The following is a 15,834-nucleotide window of genomic DNA, read 5'->3' as shown; positions in this document are numbered from 1 at the left end:
ATCTTATGCGGCTGTTTGAGCTCACAGCTTCAGAGACTGCCGGAAAGGGAGGAACTTATGATTACATTATTTCGCATTGATTTTAGATTGCTGCACTTTCAGACCGCACAGGTTTGGCCGCAGAAAACCGGCGCCAATGAGATCGTTGTCGCCAATGACAGTGTTGCCAAGGATGCACTGAGAATCAGTTTGATGAAAATGTCAGCTCCGCATGGCTGTAAATTGAAAATCATACCGGTTGCGGAGGCAATCACATATCTGAACAGTGAGGCAAGCAAGGAGCGCAAGATTGAATTGCTTGTGGAAACTACTCATGACGCACTGCGGATTGCGGAGGCGGTAGAAGGCATCACAGCTTTAAATGCGGCGCTGATGAAGGGCGGTGAAGGCAAAAAGATGGTTAGTCCGTCATTAGCCTTTGCACCGGAGGATTTTGAGAATTTCAGAAAAATTTTAGCCAAAGGGATACGGGTAGAATCTTATGTGGCTCCGGATGATCGGCCGGTACCGATTGAAAAATATTTATAAATAAAAATGAGGAGGATTTATGACAACAGCACTATTATTAGGGTTAGTTTATGCGTTAGCCTGGTGTTCTGATAACTTTGCGGGCAGTTCCTATATGGATCGTCCAATCGTTGTCGGCGCGCTGACAGGTTTAGTTATGGGAAGATTCACTGAGGGCTTAATCATTGGCGGAACAATGGAACTTGCCTGGATGGGCTTTCTGCCTTATGCCGGTATGATTACCGGTGAAACACGAATTGGCGCCATTTTGGGAACATACTTTGCGATATCGACAGGAAATTCATTTGAAGTTGCTATTTCGATCGCGCTGCCGGTAGCGATTCTGGGCGCCAACATTTCCACCACCTTTAATACGATTGGTTCTTATGTCATGCATAAATGTGATGGCTGGGCCGCAGAGGGTGAGTTTGAGAAAATCAATCGCTTTCATATCTGTTATGGGTTGATTAAATTATTATTTATGACTTCATTGGTGGTACTTGCGGTATGGCTGGGTACAGATGCTATTACTAATCTGATCAACATGATTCCAGAGGGTATCATGAATGGTTTAAGCAAGGCCTCTGATTTATTGCCGGCTGTCGGCTTTGCGATGCTGATCAATATCATGTGGGATAAACGCTTTATTCCATTATACTTTGTCGGTTTTGCGGCGGCTGCCTATCTGGGCTTAGATGTGATGGCAATTACGATCATTACATTATGTCTGGCCTTATACCGTATGTTTATGAAGGAAGGAGAAGCCGACTATGAGTGAGAAAAAGTTTGAGATAACCAAATCAGATCTGAATAAAGTATTCTGGCGCAGTATGCCGGTAGAGCTTTCATACAACAGTGAACGAATGCATAATTTGTTTTATATTTATTCCCTAACACCGATTTTTAAGAAGATCTATAAAGATGATCCGGAAGGCATGAAGCAGGCATTGCTGCGCCATGTGGAATTTTATAACACAACACCGCAGATTGAACCATGGGTAGTTGGCATTACCGCTGCCTTGGAGGTACAGAACGCGGAATCGGGCAATCAGATGGGTGATACGGTTACGGCCATCAAAACAGGCTTAATGGGCCCGATATCGGTAATCGGCGATACTTTATTCTTTACGAGCGGTTTCCGTGTAATTGCGGCCAGTGTCGGTGCTGCGATGTGTATCGCCGGCAATCCATTTGGTATCCTTGTGTATTTCTTAATCTTCAACGTGCCTAATTATGTCTGTCACTGGTACGGCATTCATTATGGCTTCAAGCTGGGCAGCAGTTTCATTGATAAAGTAGTGGCGTCCGGCTTGCTGCAGAAGGTGACGGATATCGCCTTGACCGTTGGTTTGACGGTGTTAGGCGCGCTGACCTCATCGTATGTCTTCCTGTCAACGAATCTGTCTATTACTTATGATCAGGCGGAGGTTTCTCTGCAGGCAATTCTTGACGGCATCTGTCCGAATCTTTTGCCGCTTTCACTCACCTTGTTCTGCGCGTGGCTGATGCGCAAAAAGAATGTGAAGGCACCGATGCTGATGGTTACGGTTATTGTGGTGGGCGTTATTCTTGGCGCTTTTGGTATTATTTAAAGTCGGAAAGGATTTGTAAGGTATGGAAGAAGAGAATAAACACGCGATGATGGAATGCATCATGGCTGAGCCTGAATTGATCCGTACCCTGATTGCGCATCGCAAGCAATTAAGCAGGGAATTTGTGGCATTGTTTTTGAAGCATCCGATTAAGAAGATTTACTTCAGCGGTCAGGCTTCAGGCACTTATATCGGCATGATGCTGAAACCGATGATTGAGGAGTTGCTGGCAATCGAAGTTACCGTTACAAATCCAGCTGCCTTTTTAGAACATGAGCAGTTTAATGTGAATGGGGTTTATCGTCCTGATGAAATAGCCATGCTATGTCCGGCGCATTCAGGATCTACAAAGGGACCAGTGAAAATGGCTGAGATTGCTTTGCAATTAGGGATTCCTGTCATTTGTACCACCTATGATATTCATTCTGAATTAGCGAAACGCAGCACAGTGGTAATTGACAAAATGTCCTATGAGGAAGCATCTTATATTGAAACGAAGGGACATATCGCTTCGCTGACCATTTTCTTTCTCTGTATCTTAGAAACCGCTTATGCGTATGGTAAGCTGAGTCAAGGCGAATATGAACAATGGATCAGTGATTTTGAAAAGCTGCCGGCGGCTTGTGAGGACTGCATCATACAAACTAAAAAATGGTATGAAGCTAATAAACATATGCTGATTCATTCTAAAGTGGCCCGTTATATCGGCTTTGGATCAGGCTATGCTTTAGCGCTTGAAGGCAGTTTAAAGATTGCGGAAGCCACGGCGTTAGCACCTGTCGTTTATGAAATGGAAGAATTTATGCATCAGGGAACGACGCAGATCGAGACGGATTCGCTCATTTTCCTGATCGCGCCTAAAGCAAAAGAATCACAGCGGTTGAGTCAGCTTTTGAAATGGTGCAGACAGTATTCAAACAATTGCGTGCTGATTGCGCATAACGATCATCCCGATCTGGACGCTGTCTCACTGCATGCGGATTTTCTTGATAAAGAGTATATTTATGTACTTGAATATCTGATTCCATTTCAGATGATTGCGCATCTGATGGCAATGGATATGGGTCTGAGCACGATTCATGCCCGCAATGATGGCGCCAGCAGTCAGCTGGAAACACATGTGAATTAGAGAGGTAAATGAATGAAATATATAATCGCGACACATGGACATTTGGCTGACGGATATGCCAGCGCAATCAAGGTACTCAGCGGCAATCAGGATATTTATACGCTTAATGCCTATGTAGATGGACAGTTTGATGTAACCGCTGCTTTGAAATCACTGCTGGATGCGTTTGAAGCAGGGGAAAAGGTTCTGATTTTTACTGATGTGATCGGCGGCAGTGTCACACAAGTCGTATCAAGACTGATCGGTGAGTATAATATCGTTTGTATCACAGGCATTAATCTGGGCTTAGTCATGGAATGTATTTTTGCCGGTGAGGCATTAAATGATCAGCGAATCGATGAAATCGTCGAAGAAGCCCGCCGTCAGATACTTTGCATCAATCATATACTTAGAGACTAAAGGATCATATCAATGGTCCTTTTTTTGTGTAAAGCCTGTGAGCTTGACGTTTATCATGAAACACGATAAACTTATCATACAAAGATAAAAACACGAACTGGCCGGTAGTCCAGTTGCAGGAAACTGTCAGTAACCTTCCTCCTTAGGTCGTCCATTCTTTGTTCATGTATAGTTAAAGGAGGATTTATCATGAACAAAGGATCACAGTGTCTTAAGGTTTACTTTGAAGACCCTTTTTGGGTTGGCGTTATTGAGCGGCAGGCGGATCATAAGCTTGAAGCTTGTAAGATTACTTTTGGTAGTGAACCAAAAGAAACAGAGCTGTTAGCCTTGCTGCCGCGCTTAAGAGAACTGCCATTCAGTCCGGCGGTCAGTATCAAGGTTAAAGAGCGGTCAAAGAATTATAAACGCCGTTTAAAAGAAAGCCGCCGTGAGTTACAAAACGCATCACACAGCACGAAAGCACAGCAGGCGTTAAAGCTCAGACAGCAGGAATTGCTGAATGCGCGCAAAGCAGAGCGAAAAGAACAGAAGCAGGCAAAACAAAAAGGCAGGAAATAGAAGCTCACAGAAAAATAAATGAGGCAGTAAAGGCTTAGATTCTATATCTAGAGATTTACTGCTTTTTGATTTATAGTATGAAGATATTATTTTCTTGTTGACACTGACACAGCGTCATAGTGTAAATTGTTAATATCAAGGGAGGGATAATATGAAAACAGTAAAAGAAGTATCTGAAATCAGCGGTATCAGTGTGCGCACACTGCATTATTATGACAAAATTAATTTGCTGAAGCCGACAGCTTATAGTGTATCAGGATATCGTTATTATGATGAAGAAGCACTGGCAAAACTCCAACAGATTTTATTTTTTAAAGAATTTGATTTGCCGCTGAAGAAAATTAAGATAATCATAGAAAATCCATCCTTTGATAAAGAAGCAGCATTGATTAAACAGAAACGATTATTACAAATGAAAAAACATCGGCTTGGTAATCTGATTCGTTTAATTGATGATGTAATGAAAGGAGAAAATACAATGAGTTTTAAGGAATTCAGTCAGCTTGAAATTGAACAATTGTTTCAGGAATTAATTACAGATATGCGAGAAGAACAGCTACAGGCACTTACTGATCAATTTGGCGGTATAGAAGCATATCGGCAAGTATATATGAATCATGCAGGAGAGTCTAAGGCACAGCAGAATTTTAAGAAAATGATTGAATGGTATGGAAAACCGAGTGAAAATAATCAGCTTCTTAATTCATATCAGCGACGTATAGATGAGCTGTTTAAGCGTATCGCAGAGCATGAACGATTGGGCGGCGATGAGTTATCAGCTAAGCGAATGATTGGTGAATATGAGTTTGTCTGCCGGCAGCTTTATCAGGCTGTTGATGTCAAAGCGCTGTTGTGCAAACAAGCAGAACTGTTTGTTAAGGATAAAGAAATGCTCTCTGTATTAGATCAGCGTTATGGAAAAGGAAGCGCATTGGCAATCAGCCATGCAATTATGAATTTTTATAGTTAAAAATTATTGAGGGATTAATTAAAAACAGAACTATTAGGGATGTGTACATTGACGTTCGTTTTATTGTTTTTGAGAAACACTATATGATAATCTCTCAAATCATTGATGATATTGTATATGCAGATTATGTAGTGGATTGTCGGCAGGATTATGGCTGGCTCATTCATTAAAATTAAATAATAAAAATCGTCACTTTTTGCGGGTGACGATTTTATGGGTAATGGGCAATAGTATTAAAAGAAAATGAAGCAGGTTCTAGTGATTGAATTATAGCCTGCTTTTTTGATATTTCCTTATAAACTGACTTCTGGTTTTAATTCAGTGCGATTTAAGGTTATCATCAAATAGTCATGATGATCACTGAGATATGTGCTGCTTGCTAAAACAGGCGTTGGCTTGCCTTTAATCAGCAGGTTGAATTCAAAGGTAAAGATACGTTTGCCGATATTCAGCTGATGACATGAAAGATCAATGAGCTCCTTCATACTCAGCGGCGGCATCAGAAATTGATCCAGCTGCAGCGGATAAGCTTTCGCATTGACAAATTCAAGCATGAATGGATTTGCATAGACACAAGCATGCTTTGCAATGTCAAAAATCATCACTGCCTCAGGCAGCGGATCATAGACATGACACTTGCTTTCACATAGTGCTTCAATTCGTAACTGTCTTCTTAAATCACGCGTATAACCGGCAACCAGATATTCATTTTTATATCGGATGCGAACTAAAGTAACCTCACAAGGCATTGGCTCACCATTCAGTTTTTGATGCTGCCAATAGAATACACAGCTGCCTTTTTCAAAGGCTTTACTGATATATTCTTTTGCTTTCTGCATGGAGGGTGTACCGTCAGGCTGATATTCTGGGGATAAATCATAGAAATGATCGAGATATTCCTCTTCGCTTAATAAGTCAAACATCTTAACAGCGGCATGATTGCATTCTACATTCTGATAATTGTGATTCCATAAGTTAAAGCCTAGAGGTACCGCATCCATCATCATTAACAACAAATCCTTATTGCTGGACATTTTAATGCAGTATGGCGGCAATTCCTCTTTAATCGCATATTTACCCATACAGTCTGGCTGTGCGATGAAATTCTCTTCAAAGCTTTGCGGCGGTATTGGTTTTGAGAAGAAATAGCCTTGTAAAGTATCTGAATAAAGTGAACTGATGCTTTGCTGTTCCTCACAGGTTTCCACACCTTCCACACATACCTTCATACCGGCACTGTGGCAAAGCCGGATGACCGCTTCAATAAAGCTGTGATTAAAATGGTTGGCATAGAGCTGCTGCACAAACAAACGGTCAATTTTCACAATATCAATATTAAAGTTTGTCAGTCTTCCCAATGAGGAATATCCGGTGCCAAAATCATCCATAGCAATGTTGCAGCCCAGTTTCCGCAGTTTTGATAACGCGTCTGCGATGATATCACTATCACTCACGAAATAAGATTCAGTCATTTCTAAGATCAGGCTGTCGGCCGGCAGATGGGCTTTCTCAAGCTCCGTTTCTACGATATGAGGAAAATCATCATCTTTAAGCTGCAGACAGGAAACATTTACACTCATGACGAATTCCGGAATCCGCTGACGCCATTTCGCGCACATTTTGATTGCTTCGCTGAGTACCCAGCGTCCGACTGGCAGAATCAAGCCGGAATTTTCAAGCAGATGGATAAATTCATCGGGATATAAGGCGCCATAGGTTTTACTTTGATAGCGAAGCAGTGCCTCAGCGCCGATGATACGCAGCGTTGCCGCGTCGGCTATTGGCTGATAGACAAGATGATAGCCTGCATAGTTATCGGCAATACTTTCCTGAAGATCCTGAAGGATCGCCTGTTCTCTAACTTTATAATCCAGCATGCTTTCCTCAAAGAAGACACACTGATTTTTACCGTTCGCTTTTGCTTCTTTTAAAGCGATAGCCGCGCATTTTTCAGCTTTTTCATCGATGTCGCTGATATCGGCAAAACGTACCGCCCCAGCTGACATAGTGAAATCATAGGTCTGGCCCTCCGCACTGTGACTGTGCGATGTATAAGCCTGAATGGTTTCATAGATTGCCCGTAATGAGCAGCGGGTGCCGTCGGGTGTAAAAATGGCAAATTGATCGCCGTCAAAACGATAGAGCTGAACGCTTTCAGGCAATAAACCTGTCAGATCCTGAGCCGTATTGCGCAGTACGATATCACCAAAATGGTGTGTTTTCAGCGTATTGATTTTGGTGAAATTATCTATGCCGAGAATCATAAAACCGGCGTTATCGAGCATGCCGTCCGCCGAGAGATTCTGCAGCGTTTCCTGAAACGTTTCATGGGCAAGCAGTCCGGTAATAGAATCAACCTTGCCAAGTGATGATGGTTTCTTTACAATACCGATGAATGAAAGCGGCGCCTGTGTTTGCGGATCACGATACAGACATCCCTTGCAATGTACCCAAACATACTGACCCTTGCGGTTGCGGATCTGATATTCCTCGTTATGTGAATCCGCTTTGCCAGCCAGCATATCATCAATGGATTTAAAGTAGCGTTCTTTATCCTTTTCATGAATCAATCTTCCCCAGACATTAACCAGATCCTCTACTAAACGGCCGGGTAAATCAAAATCATCATACATATTCTGTGAAACAAAAAACACATTAGTTGTCAGATCTCCCAAATAGATATAATCATCGATACTGCTCATCAAAGCCTTACTGACCATTTTGTCATCAACATAAAAGTTATCAAGTTTCACAGAATCACCCCTTATTGTCCTTCTATATATTTTATCTTATCTTTATTTACCAAAAAATGCAAGGAAACGATATCATTCAGCGGGAACAAGCAGACGGAAGGAGATTGGCAGCCGCAGTTCTTCAGGCTGCATTCCCTGTTTCAGCAGATAGTTTTCTGCACGGATAAACTGACGGCTTACAAAATCTTTAATCAGCAGCGCGGTTTCATTAATATTTTTATTTTCAAGAGTATGTATCAGTGCCAGAGTAAAATCTTGATCGCTGATATTATGCTCGCCTCTTTCATGATTAGCTTTTAATGGGTGTCCCCATAGAAATAAACCATATAATTTGCCGTATATTTCACGGATGCTGTGCAGCGGACACGCCTCAGCAATCGTGATCAGCAGACACCAGAGCGATAATTCACATTGGTCAGTGTCTGCATAGATTTTCAGCTGATTGATTAAATCATTGTACTGCTGAGCAGTCAGCGTCGGCAGAGTCATCATAAAGACATTTTCACATGAATAGATGATTAACTCAAAGGCCTGAAAAAAGTAGGCGAGATTGCGGCGGATCGCCTTGCAGCTGAAATCCGGTGAATCACCCTTTTCGCCAATCGTGAAGATACGGGTACCTTTGCCATTTTCACTGCGGCATGTGCCAAGCTGATTCAGCAATTTAATTGTTCGGCGGATCGTACTGATGGAATATCCATATTTTTCTGCCATTTTTTCATAAGAGGGCAGATAGTGTGAAGCTCGGTATTCGCCTAGATATATGTCATGCATCAAACGCACCGCCAAGCTGTAACAATGCTGCGGACGTTCACGATAAATCCGCCATCTAAAAGGCAGCTGGGGAGCGCTGCTGTTTGCCTCTTGGGCTTTTTGTATATAATCGGCAGAGCGGGCATAAATATTATCCTGAAGCAAGAGCAGCTGATCTAAGAGGTTAGGCCATGCTTTTATTTTGAGGTGATGCACAGCGCCTTTTAATCCCTGACGAATCAAATCAAGATTATAGAAATTATCGGTATTGTTGCGATGAGTGATAGGGAATCCCTGATAGAGTGTAAATTCCCAAAAGAGATTCATAGCTAATGGATTTTCCAGCTTCTGCAGAATAAAACAATAGAAATAAACCGGATCTTCCACATGGGTACATTCCGCCAGTGAAGAAAGATAATGAATTTCATCCGCATTCAGCTGTTTCATTCCCTCAATCAGCAGGGGAATCCAGATTAATCGCCCAGCCTCACTTAAATCCGCAAAAGCAGCGCTGCGCTCGGCAAAAAAGCGCAGATTAAATGCCTGTGCTTCCGCTTCACTCTGGCTGAAAATCACTTTCGTATATTGACCATTGCGCATCGTTATATAACCCTCATCACGCAGCCGTTTAAGCGCGGTCTGTACAGTTTGCGCAGAAACGCTGAATTCGCGGCAGAAACTATCAATAGTTGGCAGCGTATCATTTAGCTGATAGTGCTGAAAATGGAATTTTTGAAGTAGATATTCATAGATCAGATTTGAAAATTGCTGTTCATTTCTCAAGGATGATACCTCCTAGTGATTGTTTACTTATTATTTTAACATTTACCATGATTTGACTCCATAGGATAGTTGAGTTTTTTAGAAATTGCGTTATAATTAAAGAAATGCTTATGAACAAGGTTATATAAGATCGTGCATTCTTCTGTTTGGATGATCACATACTTCTGTTTGCGCAGCAGAATGAGACAAATTTTAAATAATAATTAAGATGAAGGTGCGGGAGGTCTTGCGATGACAGAAAAAGAAATATCCGATATGATGCAGACAGCTTCGGATTATGAATATAGTACATTAATGCAATTATTGGGCGTCAGTGTCAGTAAGCATCTTTTAGATGATCATTTTACACTCATTTGGGCCAATGATTTTTATTATCAGCTCATTGATTGGCCGAAGGATGAATATGAGGCGATTTTTCATAACCGTCCTGATTTATACTATGAATATATGGACTGTCAGGAAGAATGGCAGAAGCTTGGCAAAACCGTGATGAAGGCGCTTGAGGAGCATCAAAGCGGTTATAAAATGGTATCCCGTCTGCGCCGTAAGGGCGGTGAGGATGTCTGGGTGCAGTTTTCAGCCCAGTTTGCTGATGAATACATTAATGGTTATCAGGTCGCTTATTCAGTGCTAACCAATATTGATGATTTGGTACGTACCCAGAAGGAGCAGTCTGTAACTTATGAAAATCTGCCAGGTTTTGTGGCCAAATATCGAATTGAAAAAGATCTGCGTTTAACAGCGTTAGATGGTAATGAGCGGTTTATGAATTATTTCGGCGGTGATGCTTTAAATAATGGCAATGAACTGCATCGGAATAATATTGAAAATAATTTAGAGGTTATCAGCGAACATAAAGATGAATTACTGGCTGGCAAGCCGGTTCGTTTTGTGATGCATGTTAAGAGCCAGCAGGGGGATACGCTATGGCTTCAGGTGAATGCTTCATGTATTGACTGGCAGAATGGCTGTCCGATTTATTTATGTATCTTTATTGATATTACTGATGTGACTGAATTAAGGGAGATTCAAAGAAAATTAACCCGTCAGGCGGCTGCTCTTCAGGACGCACTGAATGCCGCTGAACAGGCCAATCAAGCTAAAACTGATTTCTTGTCACGCATGAGTCATGAAATCCGCACACCGATGAACGCGATTATTGGTATGACGACGATTGCGGCAGCTTATATTGATGATCAGCGGCGTGTCAGTGACTGTCTTGAAAAGATTGGTTATGCTTCTAAGCATTTAATGACTTTAATTAATGATATTTTAGATATGTCTAAGATTAATGAAGGTAAGATGCTGATCGCGCATGAGCCATTTAATCTGGAAACTGTGGTGGATTCAATTTTTTCCATTATTTATCCACAGGCAGAGGCTAAGGGACTGACATTTTCAGTACCGGTGATTGATCTTGTGCAGACCGAGCTTTTGGGTGACGCCCTGCGTTTGAATCAGATCTTGCTGAATTTATTATCGAATGCGCTGAAGTTCACGCCTGAAGGCGGTACGATCCGTTTGGAAATACGTCAGCTGCAGCGCCACGATCAGCGTCTGCGCCTGCGTTTTACGGTCAGTGATACGGGAATCGGCATGAATGAGGAATTCATGGATCGCTTATTTAAACCTTTTGAACAGGCAAGTGCCGCCACCGGTCAAAAATACGGCGGTACTGGCTTAGGCATGTCAATAGCCAAAAATCTGGTTACCTTAATGGGCGGTACAATCACCGTCAGCAGCAAAGAAAACAGCGGATCAACATTTGCGGTTGAGCTTGATTTTGATTTGCCTGATAAACCATTGACAGTTATTAAACCAAATGTCATCGAATCATTAAAGGTGCTGATTGCCGATGATGATAAAGATGGCTGTATTCATACTTCATTGCTGCTTAAAAATCTGGGTATCTGTGCTGATTGGGTACTGACAGGCAAAGCATGTGTCGATAAGGTATATGAGGCGTATCAAAGCGGCGAAGGCTATGATGTGTGTCTGATTGACTGGAAGCTTTCGGATATTGACGGCGTTGAGGTAACGCGCCGTATCCGTCAGTTTGCGGATGCGAACACGGTAATCATTATTGTCACAGCATACGATTGGAGCGCTATTGAAGAAAGTGCCAGAGCGGCGGGAGCTAATTCATTTTTATCTAAACCGGTGTTTGCCTCTTCCTTATACAATACACTCTTATCGATTACCGGCATTGAAAAAGCAGTGCGCCCGCCAATGGAAAGGGTGCAATATCCATCCTTGCGCGGCCGTCATATCCTACTTGCGGAAGATAATGAACTGAACCGTGAAATCGCTGTGGAGTTATTAAAAATGGTAGGCATCAGTGTGGACTGGGTGGCCGATGGTCAGCAGGCACTAGATAAATTTATGGCTAAAGGGCATCTTTATGATTTGATTTTGATGGATATCCAGATGCCGGTTATGGATGGCTATTCAGCCGCCGAGAGAATCAGAAAATCATCGCATCCAAGAGCATGTACCATCCCAATTATCGCAATGACCGCTGATGCTTTCCATGAAGATGTGGTAAAAGCAAGTGAAGCAGGCATGAATGGACATCTCTCTAAACCAATTGATCCGGATCAGCTTTATCAAACAATTGCTGATCATATTGAAATATGAAAAAAGGAACGCGCGTTCCTTTTTAATTATTCTTTATTTTTAAATATACATTGATCCGCTTGTAGAAGGTAGCCATCAATAAGGCTGTGGCAGTGATCCATGCGGATATTTCCGCAACACCGATGCTGTGGAAAGCAATAATGCCGGGCAGTGTGACAGCAATAACGATACGGGTGATAAATTCTACAGCGCCGGATACCATCGGAATGACGGTATCACCCATTCCCTGAAGCGATGAACGATAGATGAACAGCAGTCCTAATACCCATAAAGCCAGCACACAGATAACGATATATTGATAAGCGATTTGTATCACTTCAACCTCACTGCCGGAAACCATCAGCGCTAAGATTTGTTTGCCGAAAAGCAGCATGATTAAGGCTAATACGATATTGACACCGGTAGATATCTGAATTGTTTTATTCAGTCCCAGTTTAATCCGCTCATATTGACCGGCACCGAGATTTTGTCCCGCGTAAGTTGCCATAGCTAAGCCAAAGGTAACACCGGGCTGTTCGACAAGGTTCATGATTTTATTGGCAGTGGAATAAGCAGCTACATAGATGGAGCCAAAACCATTGACAACAAACTGCAGAACCATGACGCCGATAGCCGTTACGGAATTCATAAAGGCTACAGGTACACCCAATTTAAACAGGCGGAGCAGCAATTCCGGATGAAAGCTCCAATGCTGTTTTTTCAGATGCAGATCTTTGATGCCGAGGATTCTGAAAAAGCAGAAAAAACATGACAGAATTTGAGCAATTACTGTCGCATAGGCTGCACCGGCAACTCCCATACCCAAACTGATGACAAAGTAGAGATCAAGACCGATATTGACTAATGAAGAAACAATCATCGCATACAGGGGTGTACGGCTGTCACCCAACGCTCTGAGCATCGCGGAAAATAAATTAAAGGCAATTGTTGCGCCAATGCCCCAGAATATAATAATGATGTAGGTTAAGGCATCTTCAAGGATGTTGGCAGGGGTATTCATCACTTCCAGAAGCGGTCGTGCGCCAAGTACCGAAATGGTTGTTATCAAGATTGTTGCACCGATTGAAAGATAAACAGACATGGTAACACTGCGTTTCATTTCATCAAGATCATTGGCACCGTAATATTGAGAGATGAGAATTGAAAAACCAGTTGTCAGACCAATTACAAATCCCAATACTAAAAAATTTATTGAACCGGTAGCACCGACAGCGGCTAATGCGTCAACACCGATACCGCGGCCGACAATAATACTGTCAACCATATTATATAACTGCTGAAATATATTACCCAGCAATAAAGGAACAGCAAAGCCAAGGATAAGCTGTGTTGGATTGCCGCTTGTCATATCTTTTGTCATAAAAACCTCCATAAAATACAATTCATTATACAATAGATAACAGGGAAGTAAAAGGCTGTGAATGATAATTTAACGAAAAAAGAACATACTATACAAATGACAGCGTTTACGTTAAACTAATGCTTAGAAATGAGGATGATTATGAAACTATTTGTATATGGCTCATTAATGAAAAATCGATGGAATCATGGATTTATGGAGAATGCAGAATTTATAGGTGAAGCGGTTTTGCATGATTATGCGCTTTATCATTTGATTACCTATCCGGCAATTAAACCGGAAGCGGGTGCCAAGGTTAAAGGGGAGTTGTATGAGGTCGATGAAGCAATGCTGCCCGCCCTTGATGACTTAGAGGATGAAGGATCTGAATATCAGCGTACATTGGTTAAGATTCAGCTTGGAAATGAAATGGTGGAAGCGTCAGCCTATGTTTATCTGCTGACGGTGGACGAATCAAGAAGGATTGCTTATGATAAGCAGCCATGGTTTGCGGATTATGTATGGTATGCTTGTTATGGCTCAAATCTGCTTGAAGAACGGTTTATGTATTATTTAGCGGGCGGCCGTTCAGTCTTTGACCATACTGAATACAAGGGATGTAAAGATCAAAGCCGTTATCTGACATCATGTCCGACAACGATACCTTATCAATTGTATTTTTCTCGTTTAGCTGCCAAATGGGGAAATGGTGGCGTGGCGTTTTTAGATGTCTGTCAGCCGGGCATGACATTAGGCAGGATGTATCTTGTGACAAGAGAACAGTTTATGGATATTCAAGCGCAGGAAGGCTTGTGGTATCAGCAGTCACTGGATCTCGGTACCTATCAGGGTCTGCCAATCATTACCTTTACTGATACACAGCGCATGCCAAACCATCAGCCGCATAGTTCTTACTTAGAAGTGATACGGCATGGGTTAAGACAGACCTATCCGGATATGATTGATGAAGAAATTGAAAGCTATTTGTCAGAAGCAATTCAATGTGATAAAAGGTAAAAACTTTTGTCACATTTTTATATTCTCATGTGTGATATAGGTGAAAAGGCTTAAGCAAAGCCTTAGTCAATCGCTTAAACGCGCGGAGGGAAATATGAAAAATATAATTTTAAAATGTGCATTAGCAGCCGCATTATCACTAGGTTCAGCTTCGGTATTTACAGAAGCATTAAAAGCTAAATCATTCAGTTATCATGAGGAAAAGAAAGATAAAGGAATTGATGAATTAAAAGAATTAGAAAAAGCCAAAGCTGAGGTGAATAATGAGATAGCCAAGGTTGAAAAGCAGCTGAGACAGGGGAAACTTACAAAGCAGCAGGCAGAAAAAAAGGTAATTGAATTAGAAAAAGCTATGGCAGAAATAGTTAAGGCGCAGGCTAAGCTTTTTGATAATCTGAACAATTATGAGATTTCTGCAGAGGAATTAAAAAAGCTGGCCCATGAAATTGATAAAAAAGAGGATGCGGCAGAGCAGCGTCAAGAAAAAGCAGAAGCCGACTATAAGCATGGTAAGATTACCCGGGCTGAATGGCTTGCTGTCAAGAAGCAGGCAGAAGCCGATAAATTGGAACTTGAAGTATACAAGCTGAAATTAATGGAAGCTCAATTGAAAAATTATAGCGGGGAAGAACAGAAAGTGATGCATAAGCTTCTTGAATTAAAGAAAAGAGAATTAGAGCTGGAACAGGCAGAGCATAGCTTAAAGGCTGATTATCAAAGCGGTAAATTAACCTATGAGGAATATCGAAAGGCAAAGCAGGCACTAGATAAAGCAGATGATCAATTAGATAGGGAAAAAGAAGAATTTGAGAAAACAACCAGTAATTTTGATGAGTTAGAGGATAAGCTTGAATTTGAGGATGATATTGATGAAGATGATGATCATGATGACGAAGACGATGATGACGACGATGAAGAGGAAGAGCTTGATGATTAACAAGCTGTGAATAATTAAAAGAAGGTGTTTTGGGATAGCTTCCAAACAAGAAAAATTGGCGATACTTGGTTTTCACAACCAGGGATTGCCTTTTTCTATCTCTATCTGAATTATTGGAACTATTACTGGAGGTACATACGATGCAAGAACTGAACTAAACTCGTCGTGGTAATTACGATATTTACAATATTCACTTACCGGAGGAAAACAAACCTATTGGTTGTTGGGGTCGGTTATACAGAGACTATCTCAAAGAGCACCATCCCATCTGCTTCAATGCTCTGTGTCTTAGTGCAATGAGGTTTTACATATCAATCTATTGCTTGGCTGACCTGAACCGAATTTGCTTCATCTCGAACTTGCGACGAAAATGTCGAAACTTTGTTGTAAACTTTTCTGAATGATACTGATATTTTTTGATTTCTGTGCTATCCTATACATGAAAGTAACGACGAAA

General features: G+C 41.6%; 13 protein-coding genes and 1 pseudogene. 11 read left to right on the top strand and 3 right to left on the bottom strand.

The annotated features are described in order from the left end of the window. Positions 1–57: 57 nt before the first annotated feature. From DAHG_RS08955 to DAHG_RS08925, 7 genes are all read left to right on the top strand, one after another. Complete coding sequence (locus tag DAHG_RS08955) at positions 58–528, top strand: PTS system mannose/fructose/N-acetylgalactosamine-transporter subunit IIB (RefSeq protein WP_022938006.1); 471 nt, start codon at positions 58–60, stop codon at positions 526–528. 19 nt (positions 529–547) lie between these two features. Further along, complete coding sequence (locus DAHG_RS08950) at positions 548–1,285, top strand: PTS mannose/fructose/sorbose/N-acetylgalactosamine transporter subunit IIC (protein WP_022938005.1); 738 nt, start codon at positions 548–550, stop codon at positions 1,283–1,285. Then, positions 1,278–2,099: a PTS system mannose/fructose/sorbose family transporter subunit IID gene (locus DAHG_RS08945; RefSeq protein ID WP_022938004.1), complete on the top strand. Its 822-nt coding sequence runs from the start codon at positions 1,278–1,280 to the stop codon at positions 2,097–2,099. The genes DAHG_RS08950 and DAHG_RS08945 overlap by 8 nt, the downstream gene beginning before the upstream one ends. Before the next feature lie 22 nt (positions 2,100–2,121). Further along, positions 2,122–3,228 carry an SIS domain-containing protein gene (locus tag DAHG_RS08940; protein WP_022938003.1) on the top strand — a complete coding sequence of 369 codons (1,107 nt, stop codon included), beginning with the start codon at positions 2,122–2,124 and terminating at the stop codon, positions 3,226–3,228. 12 nt (positions 3,229–3,240) lie between these two features. Continuing rightward, the gene (locus DAHG_RS08935; RefSeq protein WP_022938002.1) at positions 3,241–3,627 is read left to right on the top strand and encodes a PTS sugar transporter subunit IIA; all 387 of its coding nucleotides are present in this window, start codon (positions 3,241–3,243) and stop codon (positions 3,625–3,627) included. Between the two features lie 189 nt (positions 3,628–3,816). Continuing rightward, positions 3,817–4,188 carry a YjdF family protein gene (locus tag DAHG_RS19235; protein ID WP_022938001.1) on the top strand — a complete coding sequence of 124 codons (372 nt, stop codon included), beginning with the start codon at positions 3,817–3,819 and terminating at the stop codon, positions 4,186–4,188. A gap of 151 nt (positions 4,189–4,339) precedes the next feature. Continuing rightward, a complete protein-coding gene (locus DAHG_RS08925) occupies positions 4,340–5,158 on the top strand; it encodes a MerR family transcriptional regulator (RefSeq protein ID WP_022938000.1) in 819 nt (272 codons plus the stop codon). A 293-nt stretch (positions 5,159–5,451) separates the two neighbouring features. Here DAHG_RS08925 and DAHG_RS19230 read toward each other — a convergent pair whose 3' ends face one another. Both DAHG_RS19230 and DAHG_RS08910 read right to left on the bottom strand, forming a co-directional pair. Beyond that, positions 5,452–7,911 (bottom strand): EAL domain-containing protein, encoded by a 2,460-nt coding sequence (locus DAHG_RS19230; RefSeq protein ID WP_022937999.1) that lies wholly within the window; start codon positions 7,909–7,911, stop codon positions 5,452–5,454. A 72-nt stretch (positions 7,912–7,983) separates the two neighbouring features. Further along, positions 7,984–9,447 (bottom strand): GntR family transcriptional regulator, encoded by a 1,464-nt coding sequence (locus DAHG_RS08910; protein ID WP_022937998.1) that lies wholly within the window; start codon positions 9,445–9,447, stop codon positions 7,984–7,986. 231 nt (positions 9,448–9,678) lie between these two features. Between DAHG_RS08910 and DAHG_RS08905 the strand changes: the two genes are divergently transcribed. After that, the gene (locus DAHG_RS08905; protein ID WP_022937997.1) at positions 9,679–12,084 is read left to right on the top strand and encodes a hybrid sensor histidine kinase/response regulator; all 2,406 of its coding nucleotides are present in this window, start codon (positions 9,679–9,681) and stop codon (positions 12,082–12,084) included. Positions 12,085–12,106: 22 nt separating this feature from the next. Here DAHG_RS08905 and DAHG_RS08900 read toward each other — a convergent pair whose 3' ends face one another. Beyond that, on the bottom strand, positions 12,107–13,444 hold the full coding sequence (locus DAHG_RS08900) for an MATE family efflux transporter (protein WP_022937996.1): 1,338 nt from the start codon (positions 13,442–13,444) through the stop codon (positions 12,107–12,109). Positions 13,445–13,585: 141 nt separating this feature from the next. On the opposite strand from DAHG_RS08900, the gene DAHG_RS20560 reads away from it, so the two are divergent. The 3 genes and pseudogenes from DAHG_RS20560 to DAHG_RS22135 form a co-directional block, all read left to right on the top strand. Further along, positions 13,586–14,440, top strand: coding sequence for a gamma-glutamylcyclotransferase family protein (locus tag DAHG_RS20560; RefSeq protein ID WP_022937995.1), 855 nt, complete (start codon positions 13,586–13,588; stop codon positions 14,438–14,440). 94 nt (positions 14,441–14,534) lie between these two features. Then, entirely contained in the window at positions 14,535–15,377 is an 843-nt protein-coding gene (locus tag DAHG_RS08885) for a coiled-coil domain-containing protein (RefSeq protein ID WP_022937994.1), read from the top strand. A 173-nt stretch (positions 15,378–15,550) separates the two neighbouring features. Further along, positions 15,551–15,781, top strand: a pseudogene (locus DAHG_RS22135) (TnpV protein); the annotation flags it as partial. Between the last annotated feature and the right edge of the window lie 53 nt (positions 15,782–15,834).

The sequence above is a fragment of the Dielma fastidiosa genome (assembly GCF_000313565.1).
GTDB lineage: Bacteria > Bacillota_I > Bacilli_A > Erysipelotrichales > Erysipelotrichaceae > Dielma > Dielma fastidiosa.
The sequence above is the reverse complement of the archived record's forward strand: the minus strand, read 5'-3'. Positions and strand labels throughout refer to the sequence as shown.